Consider the following 23,128-nt stretch of genomic DNA (forward strand, 5'->3'; position numbering starts at 1 on the left):
TCGTTTATTTCAATTATTTAGTTCGACACTTTAGACTCTTCAATTTTCTCACGAAGAACCATTTGCAGGATACCACCGTGACGGTAGTAGTCAATTTCAACTTCACTATCGAAACGAGCTACTACTTCAAATTGTTTTTCATTGCCATCTGCATCGGTTGCAACTACTTTTACAAGATCGCGTGGTCTAACTGTTTTGTCAATTTGAATTTCAAATGACTCGTTACCAACAAGACCTAACGTTTCAGCGCTGTCGCCATCTTTAAATTGAAGTGGTAATACGCCCATTAATACTAAGTTACTGCGGTGAATACGCTCGAAGCTTTCTGCGATTACTGCTTTAATGCCTAATAAGTTTGTACCTTTCGCAGCCCAGTCACGAGAACTTCCCATACCGTAATCTTTACCAGCAACAACTAGAAGACCTGTTCCATCTTCTTTATATTTCATAGCAGCATCATAGATAGATGTTACTTCACCAGTTGGCCAATATGTTGTATATCCGCCTTCTGTTCCTGGTGCGATTTGGTTTTTAATACGAATGTTTGCGAATGTACCACGCATCATGACTTCATGGTTACCACGGCGAGAACCGTAAGAGTTAAAGTCAACTGGTTGTACACCGTTTTCTAATAAGTAGCGTCCAGCTGGTGTATGCTTACCGATTGAACCTGCTGGTGAGATGTGGTCTGTCGTTACAGAGTCACCAAATTTACCAACTATGCGTAAACCTGATAATGTTTCAACTTCACCTGGCTCTTTAGATAAACCTTCAAAGAATGGTGGGTTTTGAATGTATGTTGAGTCATTATCCCAAGTATATAAAGCTTCATTTGAAGTTTGGATTTCATTCCAACGCTCATTGCTGTTAAATACTTGCGCATATTCTTTCTTGAACAGTTCAGATGTAACAACATTTTGAACTACGTCTTCAATTTCTTTAGCTGATGGCCAAATATCGTTGAAGTAAACAGCATTGCCATTTGCATCTTTACCGATTTCATCATTTTTCAGGTCAATATCAACAGTACCTGCAAGTGCATATGCCACAACAAGTGGTGGTGATGCTAAGTAGTTTGCTTTTACAAGTGGGTGAATACGACCTTCAAAGTTACGGTTACCAGATAAAACAGATGTTACTAATAAGTCGTTTGCTGCGATCGCTTCTTCTAATTCATCTGCTAATGGACCAGAGTTACCGATACAAGTCGTACAGCCGTAACCAACTGTTTGGAAACCTAATTGATCTAAATACGTTGTTAAACCAGATTTATCTAAGTACTCTGTAACAACTTTAGATCCTGGTGCTAATGATGTTTTTACGTACTCAGGTACTACAAGTCCTTTTTCAATTGCTTTTTTCGCAACTAGACCTGCTCCAATTAATACGTATGGATTTGATGTATTTGTACAGCTTGTAATTGCAGCGATTGCAATTGCACCTGTTTTCATCGTTACTTCTTTATCTTCTAATGTAACCTTCACTTCTTTATCAAACTCTTGCTCATTAAATCCAAGTCCTTGTGTTCCGACTGGTGCTACAACAGCTTTGTGGAACGCATCTTTCATATCTGAAAGTGGAATTAAATCTTGTGGGCGTTTCGGTCCAGAAAGGTTAGATTCGATTGTATTTAAATCAATTTCAACAAGATCAGTGTAAATTGGATCTTTACTGTCTGCTGTATAGAATAAACCGTTCGCTTTACAGTATTCTTCAACAACGCGAATTTGCTCTTCATCTCTACCTGTTAAACGTAAGTATTCTAATGAAATGTCGTCGATTGGGAAGAATCCACAAGTTGCACCGTATTCTGGTGCCATATTTGAAATTGTTGCACGGTCAGCTAAAGGCATGCTCTTTAGTCCGTTACCGAAGAACTCAACGAATTTACCAACTACACCTTTTTGACGTAACACTTGCGTTACTTTTAATGCAACGTCTGTTGCTGTAGTACCACTTGGAAGTGTACCAGTTAATTTCACACCGATTACTTCAGGTACTGGGAAGTATGAAGGCTGTCCAAGCATTCCTGCCTCTGCTTCAATACCACCAACGCCCCATCCAAGAACACCGATACCGTTAATCATTGTTGTATGTGAGTCTGTTCCAACTAATGAATCCGGGTATGCAACTAAGTCACCTTCAGTATTTTTCACAGCATGAACAACTGGTGCTAAATACTCAAGGTTTACTTGGTGTACGATACCTGTTGCTGGCGGAACTGCACGATAGTTATCAAATGATTTTTGTGCCCAGCTTAAAAATTTATAACGTTCTTCATTACGTTTAAACTCTAAGTCCATGTTGAATGCAAGCGCGTCTGCCGTACCCGCTCTATCAACCTGTACAGAGTGGTCAATTACAAGGTCTACAGTAATTTCCGGATTAATTTTATCAGGATCTCCGCCCATGTCTGCCATTGCTTTACGAAGTGAAGCCAAATCTACAACAGCTGGAACGCCAGTGAAATCTTGTAAAATTACACGAGATGGTTTAAATGGAACATCGATATCTTGCACATCTTTCGTTCCCCATTTTGCTAAATTTGTAACATGCTCTTCTGTAATTACGCGTCCATCTACTTGACGAAGTACAGATTCAAGTAAAACTTTCACGGAATATGGTAATTGAGATACGTTGCCAACCCCTGCGTTTTCAAGCGCTTTCAATTGATAATAATGATACGTTTTTCCATCTACTTCGAAAGTTGCACGTGATTGAAATGGATTATGTTTGACCATTATGTTTCCCCCCTGTTAAACGTGACTAAGTTGTCTGAATATAAAATGTAGACAAACTTTTCAATACCTTACGATAATATCTTATTACAACTTTCTAAATAAGTAAATAATAAGAAACTTATGGATTATCATAAGTTTTCTTTATCTTTCTAAATTTGAATAGTGTCCATGCTCTTTATGAATACTATTACCATAAAGTAAAGCGCTCTTTCAGCGTTTTACTTTACGTTCATATATGCTATGAACAACTCATGGTTCGTCTATAAAAAAACATTATAGAGGTGTGAAAAATGAATAAACGAAAAGCAAATCATACTATTTCAGGAATGAATGCTGCATCCGCACAAGGGCAAGGTGCTGGCTATAACGAGGAGTTTGCAAATGAACCTTTAACACCAGCAGAGCGACAAAATAATAAGAAACGTAAAAAGAATCAGTAACAAAAAAACCCAAAAGGTATGTCTGCCTTTTGGGTTTTTTTCTAATGTTTATAACGTAATAACTCCGAAACGGTTACAAATCGATACCCCTGCTTTTTAAGCTCAGGTAAAATTTCCGATAACGCCGCCACTGTCTGACTACGATCACTACCTCCATCGTGCAGCAGTACAATATCTCCACTTTTAGCATGTTTCACAACATGATTTACAATGGATTCAGTACCTGGGTTTGCCCAATCACGAGGGTCTTGATGCCACGACCATAGAACAGTTTGATAACCAGCTTCTTTAGCTGTTTTAAATACAGCATCGTTAATATATCCGCCTGGAGGACGGAATAACAAAGGTTCTTTCACCCATTTTTCAAAATATTTCTTTCCATCTAAAATATCATTTTCTAATTTCTCATCTGATGAATTATTCGCATACAAATGATTCATCGTATGATTTCCAATTTCATGCCCCTCTTTTAGCACTTTCTTTACTAGATATGGATTACGCTGAACTCGAAATCCAATCATAAAAAAAGTCGCTTCAGCTTTATATTGACGTAATAAATCCAATATTTGTGGTGTATAAGTTGGATCTGGTCCATCATCAAATGTAATTGCAATAATTTTTTCATTATTAGGTACTTCCCATGTTACATAGCCAGTTGGTTCTAGCTCTTTTCTGAGCAACATTTTCGCTTCCACTTTTTCCACTTGAAATATATGTACTGCGCAAATTAAAGAAAAAATTAGTAGAACAATTTTTTGTTTCTGCATATTAGCTCTAAAAGTTTTGAGGTTGTTGAATTCACAACAAGCTCATTTACTTTTCTAATTGATCTACATTTCGCATAATATTTTGGAGATTATTTTCGTATTGCTCAAGTTGTGGACGTTGTGTTTCCGAAGCTACTTCTAGCGCATTTTGAATCTGTTCATACGCTTCCTGGACCTCTTGGCGTAACTCTTTTAAATCATGACCGTAGTTCGGATCATTTTTCACGATATTGTTAAATGAATTTTCTGCTTGTGTAACTCCTTGCTGTGCAGCTTGAAAAGCTTGTTGTTTATCTTTATGATATGGCATTATATGATCCCCTTTCTGTAATAGTTAGTCCCATTTATCTTTACCCTTTTTTCTAAAAACATTCTCGTATAAATTCGCAAACTTCTCTCATTCTAAATAGGAAGAGGAGGTGTTATATACAATGGGCAAAAACAATCGTGAATCTAAAGAAAAAAAAGGACAACCTGAGCCATTAAGCGGATCTCATAAAGTAAAAAACCGTAATCATTCTCGTCAAAAAAATCATGCGCATCATGATATGTAAAACAAAACATTCACACTAGCTACCTTTGCCACATACAATGTTTATATTTTTCCATTTATTCTTCACCCCTGGCTCATTCATGCATAACATAGTATGAATTGAGATTTTACGGAGGGTGTCTTACATGGGCAAGAAAAAGAAGGATTGTCTTTTTCATGTTGATGGTTTCGAAGAATGGATGGATCAATTTTGTTCTGATTCTTGTAGTAATTTTAGTTTTCCAAATCAAATTCATATTGACCTTTGTGAAACAGAACAAGAATACATTCTGGAAACAGATGTACCAAATGTGACCGAACAAAATGTACTCATTAAAAAGATGGAGACAGGCCTAAACATATGCATACTTCATAAAAATACTTCTTTACAGCGGATCATTCCTTTACCCGCTAATATTATTTATAAGAAGATGCTAGCCTGCTTAGAGAATGGATTTTTAGCCATTCATATTTCCAAAAACGAAGTTGCCGATAAGCATGAAAAGAAGGTTCTTTTTTCAAATTGAGAGTTAACATAAATACAAAAATAAGCCCCAGTAACTTGCTGGGGCTTATTTTATTTCGCATGCATTTCTATATTAAAATTTCTATCATATCTTTTTTTCAATAAGCCTTTTGTAACTAAAAGTACAGGAAATGCTACAGTTGAAAATATAGCTAGCGCTAAAAATACTACAAATCCATTTTGGTACCCGTAATAATCGAGAAGTACTCCTCCAAACCAAGGACCAATTACTCCTCCAATTCCTGAAAAGCCCATCGCTCCGAAGTATGTTCCTTTCAGATTGGAATCAGCGATTTCATCAATAAATACATCTGTCATTGAAAACATTAACACTTCTCCAAATGTAAAAATAATGGTACAAATAGCTGCCCCTAACATAGATTCTACTAGTCCAAACCCAAATAATCCTCCGCTCACAAATAAAGTCCCAACCATAATTGATGCTAACGGTGTATACTTTTTGCACATTTGAATAACAGGGTATTGAATAACTACTACTGTAATTGCATTTAAAGCTAGCATATATGAGAACAACTTCACTCCATCCTGAAAGATTTGTGCATTTGCAAAATATTGAGATACTGTCGTCGTTAAATGTGAAAAGCCACAATTACTCAAAATAATACCGACTAAAGCAACTAAAAATACTACATCCTTTCGCAAAATACGAATAGCATTTAACATTGTAACAGGCTTTTCTTTATTTATTTTCTTTCGTTCCAGTGGATACTTCTTAAATTGGAACGCCAATATAGCTGTATATAAAATGTATACTCCAGCTGCTACTAAAAAAGGAATTGTTGATTTTGCGCTTCCAATCTGTAATCCGACAAGTGGGCCAATCGCTACTCCAACATTTATTGCACCATAACGCAAATTATATACGAGTAAACGATACTCTGGTTTCGTTAAATCAGATAATAAGGCTCTTGACGTCGGTTCAAAAAAGGACCTACATAATCCATTCAAAGCATTTAATAAAAAGAAACTTAAAACATGATCTGCAACTGAAAAACCTATAAATACAAACACCCAAACGATCATGGACCATATTATAATCATCTTTCGGCCGAATCGATCCGATAAATTCCCTCCGATAAAACTAGCAAAAACTCCAACAAGTGCACTCGTTCCGATAATAGCACCCGTCATTCCAGCTGATACCCCTTTAACAGTCGTTAAATAAATTGCTAAAAATGGAATACTCATTGACGTGGCGAACCTCGCAAATAAAGTCCCTATTATAATTGTCATTCCTAACGGATGAATATTTTGTAACTTCCCCTTCATCTTCAAACCTACTCTCCCTGTTCTTACATAAAAAAAAGAAAGCAAAGGATCTGCTTTCTTTTCCCTTTTTATACTTGAGATGTTTGTACCCGAGCTGTTCTCGTTATGTCCATATCAATTCCATATGTAAACTGTAATTCCTTACAAACATCTTTAATTAAAATTGCGACATTATACGCTTCATTAAATTGTAAAACTATGCTTTCTACTTCTTCGTATGTATACTTATATTCTCCTGTAATGACACTTTTTAAATCAAAGCATTCATTAATACAAAGTTGTACAAGTAGTTGGTCATATTTTTCTAGTACATCTTCTTTCTTCCAAAGTAACTCCTTTACATATAACCGATCAAATTTCACACTTTCTCGGTTACAATCCGTTAAAATCCGGGTCATTTCATTTAGTTCTCGATATAATTCAGAAATATTTCTGCTTAAACTAAGCAGTTTATCTACGCCGTTTTCATATGACATATTCATTCCACCCCCGCATTTTCTTCTTATTATAGCAAGAAAATTCTAAAAATAGTTTCTTTCTTCTGAAATATTAGGAAACTAATTTCAATTGCTTTACAATGAAACTAGCTAACACGAAAGGGGAAAGAAAATTGGAGCAAAAATTATATTACATCGACGCTTATAAGAAAGACTTTACTTCTAAAGTTATAAAGCAAGATTATAGTACAGAAGGAAACTTATATGTTGTCTTAAGTGAAACCGCATTTTATCCAACAGGCGGCGGACAACCACACGACACTGGAACTTTAAATGGTATTCCGGTAAGTAACGTTGAAGAAGTAAATGGAGAAATTCGTCATTTCATAGTAGAACAATTACATACAGAAGAAGTAGAGGGGAAAATAGATTGGGATCGCCGTTTTGATCATATGCAGCAACATACAGCTCAGCACATTTTATCTGCTGCTTTTTGGGATTATTTTAACATACCAACAATTGGGTTCCACCTCGGAAAAGAAACGATAACAATTGATTTAGAAACGGAAAATCTGCATGCAGAAACAGTTGAAAAGGCTATGCAAATTGCCAACAAAATTGTTTTTGAAAACCATCCGATCCGTATAAAGTGGATGAACTTAGAAGAAGCGAAAACATTACCTCTTCGCAAAGAACCGACTATGACAGAAAATATACGCGTTGTTATTATCGAAAACTATGATTACAACGGCTGTGGCGGAACGCATCCGAAACACACTGGTGAAGTAGGTCCTATTCAAGTACTAGGATGGGATCGCAATAAAGGTGGTATACGCTTAACGTTTATCGCTGGCTGGCGCACACTAAAATTAATGGGTCAACAACAACAAATTATGAAAGATGTTTCTAAACAATTAAACAGTAGCGAAGCTGGTATTCCAGCAAAAGTATCCCAACTTCTTACATCCCAAAAAGAAAACGAAAAAGCACTACAAACAATGAATGAAAAACTATTATTTGCAGAAGCGAATGAACTATTGCAACAGCCAGAAGGAATACACGCTGGAACACTTATTTCTAAAGTATTTATTAATCGTTCCATGCAAGAAATCGCAAAACTTTCCGCTATCATTACAGAACAACAAGAGCATGCAATTACATACTTCGTTATTGAAAATGAGGACAAATTACAATGTATTCTTGCTTGTGGTAAAGCAGTGACACTCGATATGAATGCTCTTTTAAAAGAGGCCCTTCCTATAATTGAAGGAAAAGGCGGAGGAAATAAAAAGAGTGCTCGTGGTGGTGGGAGAGCGATTATGGCTGGGGATGAGTTTTTAAATCAACTTGTTTCTTCTTTACAGTCAGCAGTGTAAAACATTTTAAGGAGATGGCGTCTAGTCAAATTTCAAACTAGAGACATCTCCTTATTTTTTTGCATCCTACATAGTAATACGGTAAATGAAATTACAGGAACGACATTTCGACAAGAGATATCGATTTACCGACAAAAATCGGTATTCTAAGTAGTTGATATTTACAAACCAATATTTTGTTTTAAACCTTGATAACTTCCTGCATTCAAGAAGTTTTCAGATGCAAGTTTAGTAAATTTATCAGAAAAACCATAACTACTTAATTCTTCTATCGCTACCATTTGTACATCATGAATTGGGTTGAGATCATATTCATTAGACGGAAGCGTAATTTCCCCTGTAATCCTTTCAAGCAGAAACGTAATATGCAATAAAGATGGGCTAGCATCTGGTTTATCACAAACATAGAGTAGCTTCTTAATTTTAACTTCTAACCCTGTTTCTTCTCGCATTTCCCGAATCATTGCTTCCTCTAACGTCTCACCATTCTCTACCCTTCCTCCAGGTAAAGACCAATTGCGATTAGCAACTTTTTGCTTTACTAGTAACACCTTTTCATCTTCAGTTAAAATTCCGGTAACACGAACTTGCATTACATTTTCCATATGTAATCTCCTCTTCCCATTATATTTACAAATTAATCCTTCCACAAAAAGAACGTATGTTTTATAATTAAAGAAAATTATGGAAGAAAGAAGTTGTTACATTCATGCGTCCACCTTTAACAAAGTCTATATCACTTGAAGATTTCCAAAACTATTATTGGTTAAAAGCAGAACTGCAAACATTTTGTCGTGAACATGATTTGCCAGCTAGTGGCTCTAAGATCGAAATAACCGAGCGTATCTCCCATTATTTAACTACTGGTAAAATATTAAAAAACAGCTCCGGTCAAAAGGTGAGTAAAGCCTCCCTATCCTATAAAGACCTTTCCCTTCAAACTATTATTACTAACAATCACCGCTGTAGCGAAGATGTTCGTGCTTTTTTCAAAGAAAAAATCGGAGCAAACTTCCGCTTTACAGTAGCTCTTCAACAGTTTTTTAAAGAGAATGTTGGAAAAACATATGAAGACGCGATAACGTTTTGGTACGAAGAAAACGAACGTAAAAAAGACCCATCCTATAAAACAACTATCGGCACACAATTTGAATACAATCGTTTTACTCGTGACTTTTTCGAAGATCCAAATAACAAAGGAAAATCAAAAACTGATGCTATCGCTGCTTGGAATGAAATAAAAGCAAAACCTGGTAGCAATGTTTATACTCCTCAAAGAGTAGAAAACTAGTGTAGGAGCTAGTCTTCTATTTTTTCAAATAATAGAGCAAGCCCTATCCCGCCCCCAATTCCTAATGTCGCAACTCCATATTTCATATGCTCTCTTTTAGCCTGATAAAACAAGCGTGTTACAAGCATAGATCCAGACGCACCGTACGGATGCCCGAGCGCAATTGCACCACCATTTACATTTAATTTTTCGTACGGAATTTGTAACTCCTTTGCACATGCCACAATTTTTGAAGCAAATGCTTCATTTATTTCAAAATAATCTATATCCTCTACTTTTACATTCATTTCATTTAATAATTTATTCACCGCAAATATCGGACCAGTTCCCGGAAGATTTGGATCCACTCCAACTACAGCACTACGAACGAAACGAAGTACAGGCTTGTATCCTAATTTTCGGGCTTGCCCCTCTTCCATTACAAGAACGGCACATGCCCCATCATTTACACCACACGAATTACCTGCCGTTACTGTACCATTCTGTAAAAATGCCGGTTTTGTTCTTTTAATGATTCGTTCATAATTCATTTCTAGCTTTATAGATTCATCTAACAATCCATTAAAAAACAATATTTCATCATGTATATATCCTTTTTCTAATGCTTGCAGTGTTCGTTTATAACTGAGGCAAGCATACTCGTCTTGCATTTCCCTCGTTATGTTATAACGCTCTGCAACATATTCAGCCGCTACTCCCATGTCAGGATCACCAATTGTTTCAGGCGAAAACCTCGCTCTATTTTGAAAAGGTGATGTACTTGTACTTTCTACTCCTCCTGCAATATAACAATTACCTGCCCCGCCTTGAATGAGATGGCATGCGGTACGAATGGCTTCCAATCCAGCACCGCATTGCCGATCAATCGTTACACCAGGTAGATGATAACCGAGCCCTGCTTCTAAAGCAGATAATCTTGCAACGTTACCTCCTGGTCCAACAACATTTCCTAATATGACATCATCTATTTCTCTCTCAATTCCTTTGCTTAAAAACGTAAGAAGTGGCGTTGCTAATTGCTGAACTTCATAATCTTTCAACATCCCGTTTTTTTTACCAATAGGTGTTCTTTTCGCTTCTACAATAACCGCCCTATTCATATATCTTCTCCCGGTTTTCAATCATACTTTTTGCTTCGATACGAGCAATCTTCCCACTATTTGTATAAGGTATTTCATCAACAAAGTGCCATTCTTTCGGTATTTTAAAAGATGATAATCGTTGTAAGCAAAAACTCTTTAATTGTTGCTTTGTAGCACTTCCTTTTACGATAGCGACAGGCTTTTCACCCCAATAACTATCTTTTATACCGACAACAACAATTTCTTCAACAGCTGGATGCGTATATAGCAAACTTTCTATCTCTTCTGGGTAAATATTGATTCCTCCAAATAAAATCATGTTCTTCTCTCTACCAACAATATATATAAAGCCTTCTTCATCTTGGTAGCCCACATCTTGTACTGTCATCCAACCATCTTTGGTCAATTGCGGGATTATAGCTCCATCCGATACATAGCCCATAAAAAACTGATCACTTTTCACATACACAGTTCCTATCTCACCTGTCTGTACCTCTTCTCCTGCTTCATTACATATTCGAACTTGTACATTATGACAAGGTTTCCCTACTGAAGTCGGCTTTCTTTCACTCTCTTCATCGACCAATGCCGTTACAAAGCTTAGCTCAGACGCACCATAAAACTCATATCTTTTTGCATAAGGTAACATATTCTTCATCTTTTCTTTCGCTTCAGCTTCCCATTTTGCTCCTGACGAAATAATTTTCATTTCACTTTCAATTACTTTATTTTCTTTATACAAAGACTCAAGCATTGTAGGAACTGTATACATTACAGAAATATTCTCTATCTTTATACTAGATAGCACTTGAACTGGTACAAATTTTCTCAATATGTGTACCGTTTGCCCTAGAAATAATGAACTTATTGCCCCGTATAAAAAAAGAGAATGAACGAGCGGCCCAGCTATTAAAATAGAGTCTTCTTTTTTCATATGAAAGTCATGTACATTACAATCAAAACTATGAATCCACGATTGTTGTGCACGTAAAAATGCTTTTGCCTTCCCAGTCGATCCGGATGTAAATCCCATATAAAAAGGAGCATGATGTACATTCTCTACAGGGGAATATGTAGGAAGATATTTCTCTATCATTCTCTTCCACTCACCAATTTCAATTACTCTTCCTTCTTCACCCGGTAGATCATTTACCTTATATCGCTCTGTCACAATCATATCCGGATTACTGATTGCAATTCTTTCTTCAAGCTCATCCTGTTTCCACTTTATATCTAGTGGTACACAAACCCACCCGGCCATAGCAGCACCAGCAAATAGTTGTAAAAACTCCATACTATTTTCTAATACAATTGCTACCGTTTTATTCTTCGATTCTTTTTCATGCAACCAGTTTGCTACTTTACAAACTGACTCAAACCACTCTTTATGTGTTAAAACTCTATCATTTTCCTTAATCGCTATTTTATTTGGTTGTAAAGAGACATGCTTTTTGTATTCTTTTGTAATCCCCATATGAGACGTCCTTTCTTTACAAAATAACAAAAAGAAACACGCAATTAACGTGTTTCTTCTCTTTCTTATCCCGCATTTGTATATTTTCCATTCTTTAAAGCGGGCGTAATAATGTGTTTCAATGAACGATGTAATTTTGTCACGAGGATTGCTGCTATAATCGCTTTTATGCAATCACCTGGTAAAAACACGATACTTACTTTCATCGTTTTCCATATGGAAATATCCATTACGAAAGCTTGTACAATAATACCAAATACATAAACAACGAAAATACCACCAATTATATTAATGCATAATACTTTTATAATAGAAACTTCACGTAAACGCTCAATTAAATAGCCAATTACAAATGCTCCTACAATATAACCAAGTAAATATCCTGCACTTGGACCAAAAAATACTCCAAGGCCTCCACGCCCGCCAGCAAGTAGTGGCGCTCCAACTCCGACAATAAGTAAGAAAATAAGCTGACTCAGTGCACCAAGACGTGATCCTAACAGTCCACCCGCAAGCATAACTCCAAGCGATTGTAATGTAATAGGAACTGGTGTAATAGAAAGAGCGATTGGAGGTATTAACCCTAGTACTCCCATAATAGAACTAAATAAAGCGACGAAAACTAAATTTTTTGTATTCATATTTGCTTCTCCTGTTTGTAAACTTAAATTCCATTTTAGATAACATATTATAGGAGTTATATTATCTTTCCGCTTAATTTTTGTCAACTTATTTTTAAAGAAAGTTAACAATTAAACTTATTTTATTTCTCTTTATGCAAATGCTCCAGTTCTTTCCGGAGCGTTTGCTTTAAAAACTTCCCAACAGATGTTTTCGGTATTTCTTCCATAAATACAATATCATCTGGTAACCACCACTTCGCAAACTGTGGTTTTAAAAACTCATATAGTTCTTCTTTTGTAACCGTACTATTTTTCTTTTGAACAACGCAAGCAATTGGTCGCTCTTGCCACTGCGGATGGGGAATTGCAACGACAGCCGCTTCAAATATAGCATCATGTGCCATTAAAGCATTTTCAAGATCAACTGAGGAAATCCATTCTCCTCCGCTTTTAATAACATCCTTCGTACGATCAACAATTTTCACGCAACCTTCCTCATCGACTGTAACGACATCGCCAGTATATAACCAACCGTCACGGAACCCTTCCACCGTACGTTCATCGTTATAATAACTTGCAGCGATCCAGGGTGCTCGTAAACATAGTTCTCCCATTTCAGTACCATCCCACTTCACTTCACCCTCTGCACCAACTACCTTCATCTCTACACCAGGAACAAGATATCCTTGCTTCGAACGAATCTCAAGTTGTTCTTCATACGCTAAATCTGTTTCATAACTTTTTAGACGTGCAAGCGTTACAAGTGGACTTGTTTCAGTCATGCCATATGCATGTACGAAAGGAACATTATATTTTTGCTCAAACGCTTTAATAACGCTTTTCGGTGCAGCTGCGCCTCCGCATAGTAATCTCGTTATACTAGATAAATCATAACTATTATTTTCTAACTCTTGTAAAACACCGAGCCAAATTGTCGGCACACCTGCAGCTATCGTTACTTTTTCAGTTTGAATCATTTCTAATAAAATTTTCGGCGTAAACATCGGCCCCGGAAGAACTTGTTTTGCCCCAAACCAAGTAGCCGCAAAAGGAAGTCCCCAAGCGTTCACATGAAACATTGGTACAATAGCCATTGCTGCATCACTTTCCGATAAAGCTGTCGTATCCGCTAATCCGAGTGCCATACAGTGCAACACTGTACTACGATGTGTATAAACAACCCCTTTTGGATTCCCTGTAGTCGCTGACGTATAACACATACCAGCAGGTGTAGTTTCATCAATATCCTTTACAAATTGGAAATTTGGATCACCCTCTGCTAATAGCTTTTCATAATGATATACAGGCTCCAGTGAAGTATTTGGAAGTTCATCTTTATCAGTCATAATAATGTAGGCTTGTACAGTTGATAATTCTGATTGAATATTTTCAACAAGTGGTACGAGATCTTCATCAATAAGTAGAATTCGATCTTCTGCATGCTGAATAATGTATGAAATATGTTGAGGAGATAAACGAATATTAATTGTGTGTAAAACGGAAGCAATACCCGGAATAGCAAAATATGCTTCTACATGTCGATGATGATTCCACGCTAACGTCCCTACACGTTCGCCTTCTTGAATCCCAAGCTTTTTTAACGCACTAGAAAGTCTTCTCGTTCTTTCTCCTAACTGCTTATACGTTAATGTCGTAACTGTATCATGTGTGCGTGAAACGATTTCTTTCTTTGGGAATAACTTTTCTGCTCTTTCCATCATAGAACTAATTGTTAGCGGTACATTCATCATCATATTGGTTACATCCCCCTTTAAAGCGTTTTCATTTTTCGTTTATTATAACAGACTTCCACAAATAATTACGACATTTTTCTGTATTTTCTGAATTATTTCTTTGGAAATAATTCAGAAAATACTAAGAGAAAATATACTAAAATTCCTTCTTACGATATATAAATACCGAAATAAAAAAAGAAAAGATATATATGATAACGCCAAATATTGTATATAAAATTGAAACGTATACAGATGAATTTAAATTTGATATTGGAAATTGGTCTATTAGATAACCAATTATACCTTGTAATCCAAAATAAGTAACAAGTCCCCCACATGCACCTCCAATTGTAATAGCATCAGATTTTTCTGCTCCAAAAACATAGAGGAGTGGATAGGCTATTGCTCCGGCATTAAGAATGATGAAGGTCCCTAAAGAAACACTCTTAAATATACCATCATCAATTGGTGTACCTGAAACTAAACCATGTACATAAAATATGCCATATGATAATAAAGTACCTATAATTACAACTAAAAAATAGAAAAAGTAGTGGCTTTGCACAATATTACTTCTAGTAACTGGTAAAGTAAGTACATACTTTTCATAACCTGACTTACTCTCATATTTAATAACTTCAAGTGCAGGAATTGCAGCAAATAAGATAATGAACGTAGCAATTAAGCGGTACATGGAAGCATCACCAAAATAAAAAACGACTCCGGCTCCCAATATCGCTATTCCCATAAACATAAAGAAAGTTCGATACACTAGATAATAGTTTGTCAATAATAAACCTCTCATTTATTTTTCACTCCTCGTTAATAAGACACTCATTTCTTCTATCGAGATGGTTCTATGAGCAATACCACTTGGTAATTTATGTACATCTGATACGAGTACATTGAAATAAGAACCATGGCTCCTTCTGGCCACAACTATATCTTTGTTAATTAAAGCTAGTTGTTCCTCATCAACATCTACAATGGAGTAACTTTTCAAAACTTTATCCTTTTCTTCGTTCAATAAAATTTCTCCATCTTTTATAATGATAAGATGGCTAGCTATTTTTTCTACATCACTCATAATATGAGAAGAAAGTAATATACCACCATTACTTTTACTCACAAAACTTTTTAATTCCTCTAACACTTCCTCCCTAGATGAAGGATCAAGACCTCCCGTCGCTTCATCTAGGATTAATAATTTGGCATTATGCGACAGCGCAACAGCTATAGTTAGTTTCATTGACATCCCACGCGAGAATTTACCTACTTTCTCATTAGTAGATAAAGAGAAAGTATTAACTAATCTATAAAAATTAGCTTGGTCCCAAGATTCAAACATCTTTTCAAAAACCTTATTTAGTTGCTTTATTGTAAGATGAGCCGGTAGATTCATAGCATCAAATACAACCCCTATCTTTTCCTTACTCTTGGCATCTTTATTTATATTTTCTTCACCAAATATTTTTACCGTACCGCTATCTTTAGAAATTAATTCTAGTACTGTTTTAAAGGTTGTTGATTTCCCTGCCCCATTGTCACCAATGAATCCAACAATTGATCCAGGCGGCACATTGAAGGAAACATCTCTTAAAACAACTTTGTTTCCAAATGATTTACTTAAATTTTCAATTTCTAGAAGATTTGACATCATTACACTCCTATCTAAACTTTTCATAAAAAATCGAATAAAAATAAGTTTTCTCCTATTAAAAATTATCCACTTTTTCTCTCACTTTCTTTTTCAGTTTAAAAATAAGACGATTACTATATTCTTTATTTTCTACTAAAATTCGATACATCTCCCACACTCCTACAACACGAACAAAAAGATAAACTCCGATAGCAATAAGTACAACACAGTACGGATAATACTGCACTAATTCGCCTGAAGTGATATGTTTTTTCTCAAACAAAAACGGGATTGCGCCTGCGGCTATAAAACAAAATCCAACAATCATCACTGCAGCATACTTCTTCTTAATTACTTCATATCTTTTTGTCAATTCTTTTAGAAAGTTTTGATCAAATAGTAGTTCTTCCTTTTTCAATACATTGTATCGACTCTCTTCTATCGTTGCAGGTACCATCATTGCTCCAATTCCAAGGACAGCAATGATAATGACAAGGAATGTCGACATTGTTGCATTTTCTTTAAATAATAAATACGGTATTGTAGATAAAATCAGCAAACTAAACCCTAACGCTATATATTTAGAAATTTTTTGTCCATACACTATATACCCTTCTGCCATTTCTTTACTTACGTAATAGCCATCTACATTTTCATTACTTTGCTCAGCAGTTTCTTTTAATAAATAGTCGAGTGATACTTCAAATACATTTCCAATCATTATTAACTTTTCAGTTTCAGGAAAACCTTGACCGTTTTCCCATTTACTAACCGCTTGCCTTGTCGTATTTAATTTTTCAGCTAACGCCTCTTGAGAAAGGCCCTTTTCCTTTCTTAATTTAAAAAGCTTTTCACCAAATCCCATATGTGTATCCCCCTTTGTTTTCTTAGCTAAATTGTATGTAAACATTGCCCTTACCTCTATCTTCCTGCGGTTGCACTTTGTCAACTTACGGTTGCGATTGTGTTATTTAGCGGTTTTATATACGATTTAGCTATTTTCCCCATGATTATGGGGTGTCAATAAAATAACCATCTCAATAACCAATTATAACAATTAAAGGTAATTATTGTTATAAAGAAATCAAAAAACTCCCTTATTCATTTAAAGGAGTTTTCGCTATGAAATATTCCAAGAAGAGCTAATTTTTCTTCCTCATATTGATTCACAATTTCTTCTATACATTCTTGTATGTCGTGCAACAATTAATAAGCATCCCACACAGTATAAGTTGTCATCTCTTTATACAAGGCATACCCATATATATGTAAAATATTACTCCTATTAAATTCCCTAATAAAAACACTTCTCAATAATCATAACGGCTTCTGCTTAAACTTTTCATAATGTCGTACTTTTAATAAAAGGATATTCCCGCAATCTGTACAAATATAAGCATCCACTGGTGAAGATGTGAACATCGTCTCCTTTTTCCGTATTTGTGCATATCCGACAAACTCACCTTCTCCTATGTTTTGAGAACCACAATTAGAGCATGTCTGCACGTCTTTCTGTTTCATGAGAGCACCACCTTTAATCTGTTTCTACTCCCTTCGACGGTTAACTTCCATTTCCCTTCCAAAAAACTTCTTATCCTCTTACATTTCAACAGGAATCTCAGAACATAAAACGTATATGTACTATGAAATATATTTATTGACGGAGGAATTTTATGACTACTGTTATGACACTCAATACAGCACAAGAAATTGAAAACGCAGAAATACATATGCTTTCTTCTAGATTAGCGCTAATGCAAGCAATAAGCGGCAACCCAATGCAAGTACAAATGAAAAAGTTTGGGAGTGCCACTGCCTTTTCATCAAAAGTAATTGCTGGTCCTGCTTTTAACACAGTAAAAGGTGTTACCTTTACAACTACAGATGAGTTAGATGAAATTATCTCTTATTATCAATCACTACAAATCCCTTGCCGTTTTGAAATTACACCAGCGCAAGGTACAGCTGAATTATTTCAATACTTATCTCAAAAAGGATTTTACCAATCTAGCTTCCATACCGCTGTATATAGTAAACCGAAAGAAGATCCTTCTCTTCTTCCTTCTAACATTTTAGTACGCAAACTAAAAGAAACTGAGTTTGATATTTTTGCATATATATATGTATGCGGGTTTAACATGCCATCCTTTACAAAAGATGGCGTGCGCCAAAATAACGAAATTCTTTACAATAAACCAGGCTGGCATTTTTTCATAGCTGAAGTCCAAAATATCCCTGCAGGCATTGGTGTACTGTATGTAAATAAAGGTATTGCCTCATTAGCTGCTTCTGCTACTTTACCGGAATTTCAGCGTAAAGGGTGTCATACTGCATTAATTCAAAAACGAATAGAAACAGCTATAGCAACAGACTGTCATTTAATAGTTGGACAAGCAAGGTTCGGTAGCATCAGTCAAAATAATATGGAGCGCGCTCATTTAAAAATCGCTTATACGAAATCCATATGGACTGCAAAAGACATATAATTAACATTTTTTCTCCTTCCATTACAATCTTATACATTCTATGACAATTCCTTTTCTATCCTATTAATCATTTGAATATTCAAACTATATTTGTTACGCTATTACTAGATACATCATTCAACTTGCAATATGAAAAGAGAGTTCTAATCAAACTACAAGGAGGAGAAATGTATGACAAAGCATAATTATGGTTTAAAAGAAAAAGTAGAAGGTGCCATCGATAAGGTAAAGGGTGAAGTAAAAGAAGTTGTCGGAAAAGTAACTGACAATAAGAAATTACAAGCCGAAGGAAAATGGGATAAAGTGAAAGGCACTGCTAAAGATACAGTTGGTAATGTAAAAGAAAAAGTACATGAATATAAGAAACATAAATAATAAAAACACGTTAGATGTATTTCCATCTAACGTGTTTTTTTATTTTATCTTTACTTTATATACATAACTAACCAAATAACATACAATATATTTTTATTTCTCTATACTCTTTGTAAGCGGTTCTTTAAAGGCATTTCTATTCCACACAGCAAAAACAATAAGAGAAATAATAAAGAATACAACAAGACATATACCCAAATAATCAAAATTAACTACCTGTATGAGATTCCAAAACGGGCCCTGTAAATTATAGCTTTCAATAAGCAAAGATAATAGTTGATAACCCCCTATTAAAAAAGCCGTTATAACAGATATTGAGGTAATTAATACATTATATGAATTTCTTATTCGACTATTTTCCATTGCCCACTTATAATTCGTATTCATGAATGTACTATCTAATGTATCCATCAACGACATTCCTGCAGCAAACAAAATAGGAAAAGCAAATATACTTACAAGTGGAATGGACTGACTTGTTGCAGTTACTGTAGAAAGAGCAATTAATCCAATTTCACTTGCTGTATCAAAACCAAGCCCAAATAAAAAACCAATCATATACAATTGCTTTTGACTATCAATAAACCTAAATAAGCGCTGCGTGAAACGATATATAAATCCTAAGTTTTCTGGTTGCTTATCCTCTTGGCTTCGTAACACTTTAATAAGGTACAACAGATTGGTAAGACCGATAATAATAAGGAATGTGCTAGAAACGATTGTACCGATAATACCGCCTATAGTAGAAAAACTCTCCATTCCATGTTTTGCCGTTTTTCCAATTAAAGCAATTAATACTATCATCACAAATACTACAGTAGAGTGTCCTAATGAGAAGTAAAATCCCACCCCCTGTGAGTTCTTACCTTTTTCAATTAATTTCCGAACAGTATTATCAATTGCGACAATATGATCACTATCAAACGCATGACGCAATCCTAAAGAATATGCAATAATAGCCATTCCAATTATGCTATTGCCTTTATACAGTGCAGGTAATAATAAGAGAATTCCAAGCACATGAAGAAATATGATAATAACAAAAAAGTTAGTTGCTTTTTTCAGTTCACTTTTCCACATAGTTACTAACCCTTTCTACTCTAAATTGAATACTCTTAAAAAAGAAAAGTGCCATAATGAAAACTAAAATCGTTATAATAGTCACTAAAATAATTACAAAATCATTTAACACGTCTGTATGATTTGTAAGTGTTAACAAAGCTGGTATCGTTGCAGTAATCCAAGATTCAATGAAGCAAACAATCCCTACATAAATATGGATCTTCTTTTTCAACCCATCTTGCAGGAAAAATAAAAACCAAAGGAACGCCCAAAAGAACCAAATTATTGTACTTTGTAGACTTCCACTCTCATGTAATTGATTCACTATTCCCATAACCGTCGCAATAATAGCAACCCAAAGAGAATAGTAACCTACACCCGAAGAATCAAGTTTTAATATATTCGTAAGACCAACATATAAATAAGTAAAACCAAATAAAAAAATAGTTCCATTAGATAGGATAGTCCACTCATCGGATGGACTTCCTGTAAATAATAAATATAATGGTGTCAAAGTTTGTAATGCCCCTACAAATAAATTGAAGTACCCTACGCTTTTGCTATCAATGAGTTTAAAAGCTGCTAGTGAATTCATAAATAGAACTGCACCGACAAACAATAATCCCACATTAGTCATAGTATCCCCTTCTCCTACTTAATATTTTCGATAGGATGTTAATTCTTCATGCAAACAGTTCTCTCTAACAAAACGATGACACTGAAAAAATATGGACTCCATATCCTCTGTATTATGACTGAGTATGCGCATGACAAAACCTTTACAGGGCATAGAAGATATTCCAATCTTCATATTATTGGCGTTAGAAAGCGACGTTTTCAATGCTGCAATTAAATCATTTGTAATGTTCTCATTAATAACTATGAAAGTACCATAATGGGAATATTGATTTAATATTCCCATTTGATCTAACGACTCTTTGAAAGGGTTTAACAATAGATGATCGTAAACTACAAGTTTGTTTTCCATATATATTTTTGTTAGCGAATCAAAATACTGGTATGTGAACTTCTCCATATTTGGAGACCAACCAGGCGTAACTGAATCACATAAAATCAATGTAGAATTACTTTGCATATATATATTTGTTTTTTGCTTATATGCTGCATCCTTGTACATAATTAACGGATCTGGTAAATACTCCATAACAGCATTTTCACCAATACAAACATTCAATTCTTGCAAAGCATAACTATTTGGAGTCTTGTAAACTTTCGTTGCTGATTGGCTTGTTACATATGTTTTCGCATCTTCACGAACATTTATATTTATAGAATAGAAGTCTCCTTTTAAATAGCCTCCACCAGAATTCATGATATAGTAATATGCTCTACCATAATCGTCCAAATATATTGGCTGCGTTACTTTTAAGGCATCTTTATGATAAACCTTAATAGGTACGGTTTTATGTCTCTTTTCCATCACATCAATGTTTAAGACACCTGTAGGGGCTTTCATTTTTTCAATCCTTCTAACATGATGTTTTGTCGCATCCAATTTATTAATTCCTGTAAGCCTTCCTCATCCTTCAAATTTGTAAAAAAATATGGTTTATTATGTCGGTAATTTTTCGTATCCTGCTCCATAACTCCAAGATCAGCCCCTACATAAGGTGCCAAATCCGTTTTATTAATCACAAATACATCAGATTTGATCATTCCTTGTCCACCTTTACGAGGAATCTTTTCTCCTTGTGCCACATCGATAATATAAATTGAAAAATCCACTAGCTCTGGACTAAATGTAGCAGCTAAATTATCACCCCCACTTTCAATAAAAATAATATCTAAATTATTATGTCTAATCATGAGTTCTTCAATTGCTTCAAAATTCATAGAAGCATCCTCTCGAATTGCTGTATGTGGACACCCTCCTGTCTCTACACCAATAATTCTATCTTCTGGCAAAACACCTGTTTTCAATAAAATCTTTGCATCTTCTTTCGTATAAATATCGTTTGTAATTGCTGCAATTTCATAATCTGTATTTAAATATTTTGTTAACTTTTCAACTAACATTGTTTTCCCAGCACCTACCGGGCCACCAATACCAATTTTAATAGGCTTTATCATTTTATTTTTCCTCCCTATGACATGAAGACTCTTATATTTACATCTTCATGTTGCATTTGATTTATTTCGAATTCAGGATCATTCAATCCAAAATCCTCTAATGAAAGCATTTGAATTCTATCAATAGATTCACAGATCAATTCATGGCATTCTTGTAATAGTTTTTGACCATCTGTTTGCCCAAGAGGAATGGCTCTCACACCATTTTGAATAATGCTTCCAACACTTGAATATAAGAAAACTAAGAGCGTTTCTTCTATTGTCATTTTCAATTCCGCCCCTAATATTCCGTATACAATACTAGGATGTCCTTGTAATCTATTACAAAAAATATTTTCTTTGTACACATTTAAATTTTCAAATGAAAACAATTCACAACACAACTTAGAGGCACTTTTACTAATCATTCTATTTGCTTTTCTACATTCAAAAGGCAATGTTTGTGCCGTTATTAATTCATCTAAAAATGTAATTTTCTTATCATCATTATTCTTAATGGCTTCGTAAGTATATTTGCAAATTAAGCCGTCCGTGTGTGTTAATTGCACTTTTACATATCGATTAATCCATTTGAAAAATTCGCCTTTATTTGTAACTTGTCCCTCTTGAATAAATGTTTCTAATCCAAAAGAGTGACTAAAACTTCCTGTTGGGAAGTTCGAATCACTAATTTGGAGTAGGTTAAGTAGGTTAAATATGCTTGTGTGAAGCATGCTTGAACGGTTTTGGTAATACTCTATGTTCTTTTTGATAAGGAACACCTTCCTTTTTGAGTAACTCTTCTACTAAGTAGTCGTTCGCCAAAATCATACACCCTTCATCGAATTGTGCTGGCAAATGTCTATTTCCTAAGTTATGCGCAATAATTCCCATTTCTTTTATTGACGTTGGAGTAATTACAATTACCTCTTCTGGTAACACTTCAATATATACAATACGATGTTCATCTTCATATAAAATATCACCGTTCTTTAATGTTTCCCCATTATCTAAAGACACTCCAATTTCAAAACCAGATTCTGAAAATAATTTCTGAACCCTCTTCAGTAAAAGTTCACTAGAAATCAATATTTTATCAAGATGCTTTTTTGTATTTGAAAAATCATTCATATTGCATACGTTGTTATTAATTTTTTCAATAATCATTTTATCTCCCCCGT

Annotated in this window: 27 protein-coding genes and 1 pseudogene; 7 read left to right on the plus strand and 21 right to left on the minus strand. The window is 34.9% G+C overall.

Annotated elements, in window-relative coordinates; genetic code table 11:
- Positions 1 to 17: 17 nt before the first annotated feature.
- Positions 18 to 2,741 (minus strand): aconitate hydratase AcnA, encoded by a 2,724-nt coding sequence (gene acnA / locus LUS72_RS17490; protein ID WP_264447550.1) that lies wholly within the window; start codon positions 2,739 to 2,741, stop codon positions 18 to 20.
- 290 nt (positions 2,742 to 3,031) lie between these two features.
- Here acnA and sspO point away from each other — a divergent pair, with 290 nt between their 5' ends.
- Positions 3,032 to 3,181 (plus strand): acid-soluble spore protein SspO, encoded by a 150-nt coding sequence (gene sspO, locus LUS72_RS17495; protein ID WP_097829070.1) that lies wholly within the window; start codon positions 3,032 to 3,034, stop codon positions 3,179 to 3,181.
- Positions 3,182 to 3,222: 41 nt separating this feature from the next.
- On the opposite strand, the gene pdaB is transcribed toward sspO, so the two are convergent.
- Positions 3,223 to 3,948, minus strand: a complete 726-nt coding sequence (gene pdaB / locus LUS72_RS17500; protein ID WP_141533353.1) for a polysaccharide deacetylase family sporulation protein PdaB — start codon at positions 3,946 to 3,948, stop codon at positions 3,223 to 3,225.
- A 46-nt stretch (positions 3,949 to 3,994) separates the two neighbouring features.
- Positions 3,995 to 4,258, minus strand: a complete 264-nt coding sequence (locus tag LUS72_RS17505; protein WP_001146300.1) for a hypothetical protein — start codon at positions 4,256 to 4,258, stop codon at positions 3,995 to 3,997.
- Positions 4,259 to 4,379: 121 nt separating this feature from the next.
- On the opposite strand from LUS72_RS17505, the gene LUS72_RS17510 reads away from it, so the two are divergent.
- Together LUS72_RS17510 and LUS72_RS17515 are read left to right on the plus strand one after the other, a co-directional pair.
- Entirely contained in the window at positions 4,380 to 4,502 is a 123-nt protein-coding gene (locus LUS72_RS17510) for a small acid-soluble spore protein P (protein WP_000517651.1), read from the plus strand.
- A gap of 124 nt (positions 4,503 to 4,626) precedes the next feature.
- Positions 4,627 to 5,007 carry an Hsp20/alpha crystallin family protein gene (locus LUS72_RS17515; protein WP_141533354.1) on the plus strand — a complete coding sequence of 127 codons (381 nt, stop codon included), beginning with the start codon at positions 4,627 to 4,629 and terminating at the stop codon, positions 5,005 to 5,007.
- A gap of 50 nt (positions 5,008 to 5,057) precedes the next feature.
- On the opposite strand, the gene LUS72_RS17520 is transcribed toward LUS72_RS17515, so the two are convergent.
- Together LUS72_RS17520 and LUS72_RS17525 are read right to left on the minus strand one after the other, a co-directional pair.
- The gene (locus tag LUS72_RS17520; RefSeq protein WP_264447553.1) at positions 5,058 to 6,296 is read right to left on the minus strand and encodes an MDR family MFS transporter; all 1,239 of its coding nucleotides are present in this window, start codon (positions 6,294 to 6,296) and stop codon (positions 5,058 to 5,060) included.
- Between the two features lie 68 nt (positions 6,297 to 6,364).
- Positions 6,365 to 6,772 carry a hypothetical protein gene (locus LUS72_RS17525; RefSeq protein WP_141533355.1) on the minus strand — a complete coding sequence of 136 codons (408 nt, stop codon included), beginning with the start codon at positions 6,770 to 6,772 and terminating at the stop codon, positions 6,365 to 6,367.
- Positions 6,773 to 6,906: 134 nt separating this feature from the next.
- Here LUS72_RS17525 and LUS72_RS17530 point away from each other — a divergent pair, with 134 nt between their 5' ends.
- The gene (locus LUS72_RS17530) at positions 6,907 to 8,109 is read left to right on the plus strand and encodes an alanyl-tRNA editing protein (protein ID WP_264447554.1); all 1,203 of its coding nucleotides are present in this window, start codon (positions 6,907 to 6,909) and stop codon (positions 8,107 to 8,109) included.
- Positions 8,110 to 8,270: 161 nt separating this feature from the next.
- Here LUS72_RS17530 and LUS72_RS17535 read toward each other — a convergent pair whose 3' ends face one another.
- A complete protein-coding gene (locus tag LUS72_RS17535; RefSeq protein WP_097829075.1) occupies positions 8,271 to 8,714 on the minus strand; it encodes an NUDIX hydrolase in 444 nt (147 codons plus the stop codon).
- 104 nt (positions 8,715 to 8,818) lie between these two features.
- Here LUS72_RS17535 and LUS72_RS17540 point away from each other — a divergent pair, with 104 nt between their 5' ends.
- On the plus strand, positions 8,819 to 9,400 hold the full coding sequence (locus LUS72_RS17540) for a DUF6434 domain-containing protein (RefSeq protein WP_097829076.1): 582 nt from the start codon (positions 8,819 to 8,821) through the stop codon (positions 9,398 to 9,400).
- An 8-nt stretch (positions 9,401 to 9,408) separates the two neighbouring features.
- On the opposite strand, the gene LUS72_RS17545 is transcribed toward LUS72_RS17540, so the two are convergent.
- From LUS72_RS17545 to LUS72_RS17580, 9 genes and pseudogenes are all read right to left on the minus strand, one after another.
- The gene (locus tag LUS72_RS17545; RefSeq protein WP_097829077.1) at positions 9,409 to 10,500 is read right to left on the minus strand and encodes an acetyl-CoA C-acyltransferase; all 1,092 of its coding nucleotides are present in this window, start codon (positions 10,498 to 10,500) and stop codon (positions 9,409 to 9,411) included.
- Positions 10,493 to 11,956, minus strand: coding sequence for an acyl-CoA synthetase (locus tag LUS72_RS17550; protein WP_097829078.1), 1,464 nt, complete (start codon positions 11,954 to 11,956; stop codon positions 10,493 to 10,495). The genes LUS72_RS17545 and LUS72_RS17550 overlap by 8 nt, the downstream gene beginning before the upstream one ends.
- A 65-nt stretch (positions 11,957 to 12,021) precedes the next feature.
- Positions 12,022 to 12,597 carry a biotin transporter BioY gene (locus LUS72_RS17555; RefSeq protein ID WP_097829079.1) on the minus strand — a complete coding sequence of 192 codons (576 nt, stop codon included), beginning with the start codon at positions 12,595 to 12,597 and terminating at the stop codon, positions 12,022 to 12,024.
- A 122-nt stretch (positions 12,598 to 12,719) separates the two neighbouring features.
- Positions 12,720 to 14,333: a long-chain fatty acid--CoA ligase gene (locus tag LUS72_RS17560; RefSeq protein WP_097829080.1), complete on the minus strand. Its 1,614-nt coding sequence runs from the start codon at positions 14,331 to 14,333 to the stop codon at positions 12,720 to 12,722.
- A 136-nt stretch (positions 14,334 to 14,469) separates the two neighbouring features.
- Positions 14,470 to 15,120 carry an ABC-2 transporter permease gene (locus tag LUS72_RS17565; RefSeq protein WP_097829081.1) on the minus strand — a complete coding sequence of 217 codons (651 nt, stop codon included), beginning with the start codon at positions 15,118 to 15,120 and terminating at the stop codon, positions 14,470 to 14,472.
- Entirely contained in the window at positions 15,121 to 15,972 is an 852-nt protein-coding gene (locus LUS72_RS17570; protein ID WP_097829082.1) for an ABC transporter ATP-binding protein, read from the minus strand.
- Positions 15,973 to 16,030: 58 nt separating this feature from the next.
- Positions 16,031 to 16,819, minus strand: coding sequence for a helix-turn-helix domain-containing protein (locus LUS72_RS17575; protein ID WP_097829083.1), 789 nt, complete (start codon positions 16,817 to 16,819; stop codon positions 16,031 to 16,033).
- A gap of 263 nt (positions 16,820 to 17,082) precedes the next feature.
- A pseudogene (locus tag LUS72_RS27325) lies at positions 17,083 to 17,193 on the minus strand (N-acetyltransferase); the annotation flags it as partial.
- A gap of 78 nt (positions 17,194 to 17,271) precedes the next feature.
- Positions 17,272 to 17,475 (minus strand): hypothetical protein, encoded by a 204-nt coding sequence (locus LUS72_RS17580; protein WP_000810209.1) that lies wholly within the window; start codon positions 17,473 to 17,475, stop codon positions 17,272 to 17,274.
- Between the two features lie 152 nt (positions 17,476 to 17,627).
- Between LUS72_RS17580 and LUS72_RS17585 the strand changes: the two genes are divergently transcribed.
- Together LUS72_RS17585 and LUS72_RS17590 are read left to right on the plus strand one after the other, a co-directional pair.
- A complete protein-coding gene (locus LUS72_RS17585; RefSeq protein WP_264447559.1) occupies positions 17,628 to 18,440 on the plus strand; it encodes a GNAT family N-acetyltransferase in 813 nt (270 codons plus the stop codon).
- Between the two features lie 171 nt (positions 18,441 to 18,611).
- The gene (locus LUS72_RS17590; protein WP_264447561.1) at positions 18,612 to 18,815 is read left to right on the plus strand and encodes a CsbD family protein; all 204 of its coding nucleotides are present in this window, start codon (positions 18,612 to 18,614) and stop codon (positions 18,813 to 18,815) included.
- Between the two features lie 93 nt (positions 18,816 to 18,908).
- On the opposite strand, the gene LUS72_RS17595 is transcribed toward LUS72_RS17590, so the two are convergent.
- Genes LUS72_RS17595 through LUS72_RS17620 form a run of 6 tightly spaced genes read right to left on the minus strand, consistent with a single transcriptional unit; the run spans position 18,909 to position 23,114 of the window.
- Entirely contained in the window at positions 18,909 to 19,895 is a 987-nt protein-coding gene (locus tag LUS72_RS17595) for a HoxN/HupN/NixA family nickel/cobalt transporter (RefSeq protein ID WP_002128522.1), read from the minus strand.
- Entirely contained in the window at positions 19,882 to 20,514 is a 633-nt protein-coding gene (locus LUS72_RS17600; RefSeq protein ID WP_264447564.1) for an AmiS/UreI family transporter, read from the minus strand. Before LUS72_RS17600 ends, LUS72_RS17595 begins: the two co-directional genes overlap by 14 nt.
- 18 nt (positions 20,515 to 20,532) lie before the next feature.
- Positions 20,533 to 21,354 (minus strand): urease accessory protein UreD, encoded by an 822-nt coding sequence (locus LUS72_RS17605; RefSeq protein ID WP_264449072.1) that lies wholly within the window; start codon positions 21,352 to 21,354, stop codon positions 20,533 to 20,535.
- Positions 21,351 to 21,968 carry an urease accessory protein UreG gene (ureG, locus tag LUS72_RS17610; RefSeq protein ID WP_097829089.1) on the minus strand — a complete coding sequence of 206 codons (618 nt, stop codon included), beginning with the start codon at positions 21,966 to 21,968 and terminating at the stop codon, positions 21,351 to 21,353. The genes LUS72_RS17605 and ureG overlap by 4 nt, the downstream gene beginning before the upstream one ends.
- Before the next feature lie 14 nt (positions 21,969 to 21,982).
- Positions 21,983 to 22,681 carry an urease accessory protein UreF gene (locus LUS72_RS17615; protein ID WP_097829090.1) on the minus strand — a complete coding sequence of 233 codons (699 nt, stop codon included), beginning with the start codon at positions 22,679 to 22,681 and terminating at the stop codon, positions 21,983 to 21,985.
- Positions 22,659 to 23,114, minus strand: a complete 456-nt coding sequence (locus LUS72_RS17620) for an urease accessory protein UreE (RefSeq protein ID WP_097829091.1) — start codon at positions 23,112 to 23,114, stop codon at positions 22,659 to 22,661. The genes LUS72_RS17615 and LUS72_RS17620 overlap by 23 nt, the downstream gene beginning before the upstream one ends.
- Positions 23,115 to 23,128: the final 14 nt, after the last annotated feature.

It is taken from the genome of Bacillus cereus, assembly GCF_025917685.1.
Lineage (GTDB): Bacteria > Bacillota > Bacilli > Bacillales > Bacillaceae_G > Bacillus_A > Bacillus_A cereus_AT.

What these genes read in the sequence shown, in the direction of transcription:
- LUS72_RS17615 (WP_097829090.1), bottom strand. Translation starts at nt 22,681, where the DNA reads ATGCTTCACACAAGCATATTTAACCTACTTAACCTACTCCAAATTAGT.
- pdaB (WP_141533353.1), bottom strand. Translation starts at nt 3,948, where the DNA reads ATGCAGAAACAAAAAATTGTTCTACTAATTTTTTCTTTAATTTGCGCA.
- LUS72_RS17585 (WP_264447559.1), top strand. Translation starts at nt 17,628, where the DNA reads ATGACTACTGTTATGACACTCAATACAGCACAAGAAATTGAAAACGCA.
- LUS72_RS17555 (WP_097829079.1), bottom strand. Translation starts at nt 12,597, where the DNA reads ATGAATACAAAAAATTTAGTTTTCGTCGCTTTATTTAGTTCTATTATG.
- ureG (WP_097829089.1), bottom strand. Translation starts at nt 21,968, where the DNA reads ATGATAAAGCCTATTAAAATTGGTATTGGTGGCCCGGTAGGTGCTGGG.
- LUS72_RS17510 (WP_000517651.1), top strand. Translation starts at nt 4,380, where the DNA reads ATGGGCAAAAACAATCGTGAATCTAAAGAAAAAAAAGGACAACCTGAG.
- LUS72_RS17580 (WP_000810209.1), bottom strand. Translation starts at nt 17,475, where the DNA reads ATGAAACAGAAAGACGTGCAGACATGCTCTAATTGTGGTTCTCAAAAC.
- LUS72_RS17560 (WP_097829080.1), bottom strand. Translation starts at nt 14,333, where the DNA reads ATGATGATGAATGTACCGCTAACAATTAGTTCTATGATGGAAAGAGCA.
- LUS72_RS17550 (WP_097829078.1), bottom strand. Translation starts at nt 11,956, where the DNA reads ATGGGGATTACAAAAGAATACAAAAAGCATGTCTCTTTACAACCAAAT.
- LUS72_RS17570 (WP_097829082.1), bottom strand. Translation starts at nt 15,972, where the DNA reads ATGTCAAATCTTCTAGAAATTGAAAATTTAAGTAAATCATTTGGAAAC.
- LUS72_RS17515 (WP_141533354.1), top strand. Translation starts at nt 4,627, where the DNA reads ATGGGCAAGAAAAAGAAGGATTGTCTTTTTCATGTTGATGGTTTCGAA.
- LUS72_RS17605 (WP_264449072.1), bottom strand. Translation starts at nt 21,354, where the DNA reads ATGAAAGCCCCTACAGGTGTCTTAAACATTGATGTGATGGAAAAGAGA.
- LUS72_RS17520 (WP_264447553.1), bottom strand. Translation starts at nt 6,296, where the DNA reads ATGAAGGGGAAGTTACAAAATATTCATCCGTTAGGAATGACAATTATA.
- LUS72_RS17505 (WP_001146300.1), bottom strand. Translation starts at nt 4,258, where the DNA reads ATGCCATATCATAAAGATAAACAACAAGCTTTTCAAGCTGCACAGCAA.
- sspO (WP_097829070.1), top strand. Translation starts at nt 3,032, where the DNA reads ATGAATAAACGAAAAGCAAATCATACTATTTCAGGAATGAATGCTGCA.
- LUS72_RS17535 (WP_097829075.1), bottom strand. Translation starts at nt 8,714, where the DNA reads ATGGAAAATGTAATGCAAGTTCGTGTTACCGGAATTTTAACTGAAGAT.
- LUS72_RS17575 (WP_097829083.1), bottom strand. Translation starts at nt 16,819, where the DNA reads ATGGGATTTGGTGAAAAGCTTTTTAAATTAAGAAAGGAAAAGGGCCTT.
- LUS72_RS17525 (WP_141533355.1), bottom strand. Translation starts at nt 6,772, where the DNA reads ATGTCATATGAAAACGGCGTAGATAAACTGCTTAGTTTAAGCAGAAAT.
- LUS72_RS17600 (WP_264447564.1), bottom strand. Translation starts at nt 20,514, where the DNA reads ATGACTAATGTGGGATTATTGTTTGTCGGTGCAGTTCTATTTATGAAT.
- LUS72_RS17540 (WP_097829076.1), top strand. Translation starts at nt 8,819, where the DNA reads ATGCGTCCACCTTTAACAAAGTCTATATCACTTGAAGATTTCCAAAAC.
- LUS72_RS17620 (WP_097829091.1), bottom strand. Translation starts at nt 23,114, where the DNA reads ATGATTATTGAAAAAATTAATAACAACGTATGCAATATGAATGATTTT.
- LUS72_RS17565 (WP_097829081.1), bottom strand. Translation starts at nt 15,120, where the DNA reads ATGAGAGGTTTATTATTGACAAACTATTATCTAGTGTATCGAACTTTC.
- acnA (WP_264447550.1), bottom strand. Translation starts at nt 2,741, where the DNA reads ATGGTCAAACATAATCCATTTCAATCACGTGCAACTTTCGAAGTAGAT.
- LUS72_RS17590 (WP_264447561.1), top strand. Translation starts at nt 18,612, where the DNA reads ATGACAAAGCATAATTATGGTTTAAAAGAAAAAGTAGAAGGTGCCATC.
- LUS72_RS17595 (WP_002128522.1), bottom strand. Translation starts at nt 19,895, where the DNA reads ATGTGGAAAAGTGAACTGAAAAAAGCAACTAACTTTTTTGTTATTATC.
- LUS72_RS17545 (WP_097829077.1), bottom strand. Translation starts at nt 10,500, where the DNA reads ATGAATAGGGCGGTTATTGTAGAAGCGAAAAGAACACCTATTGGTAAA.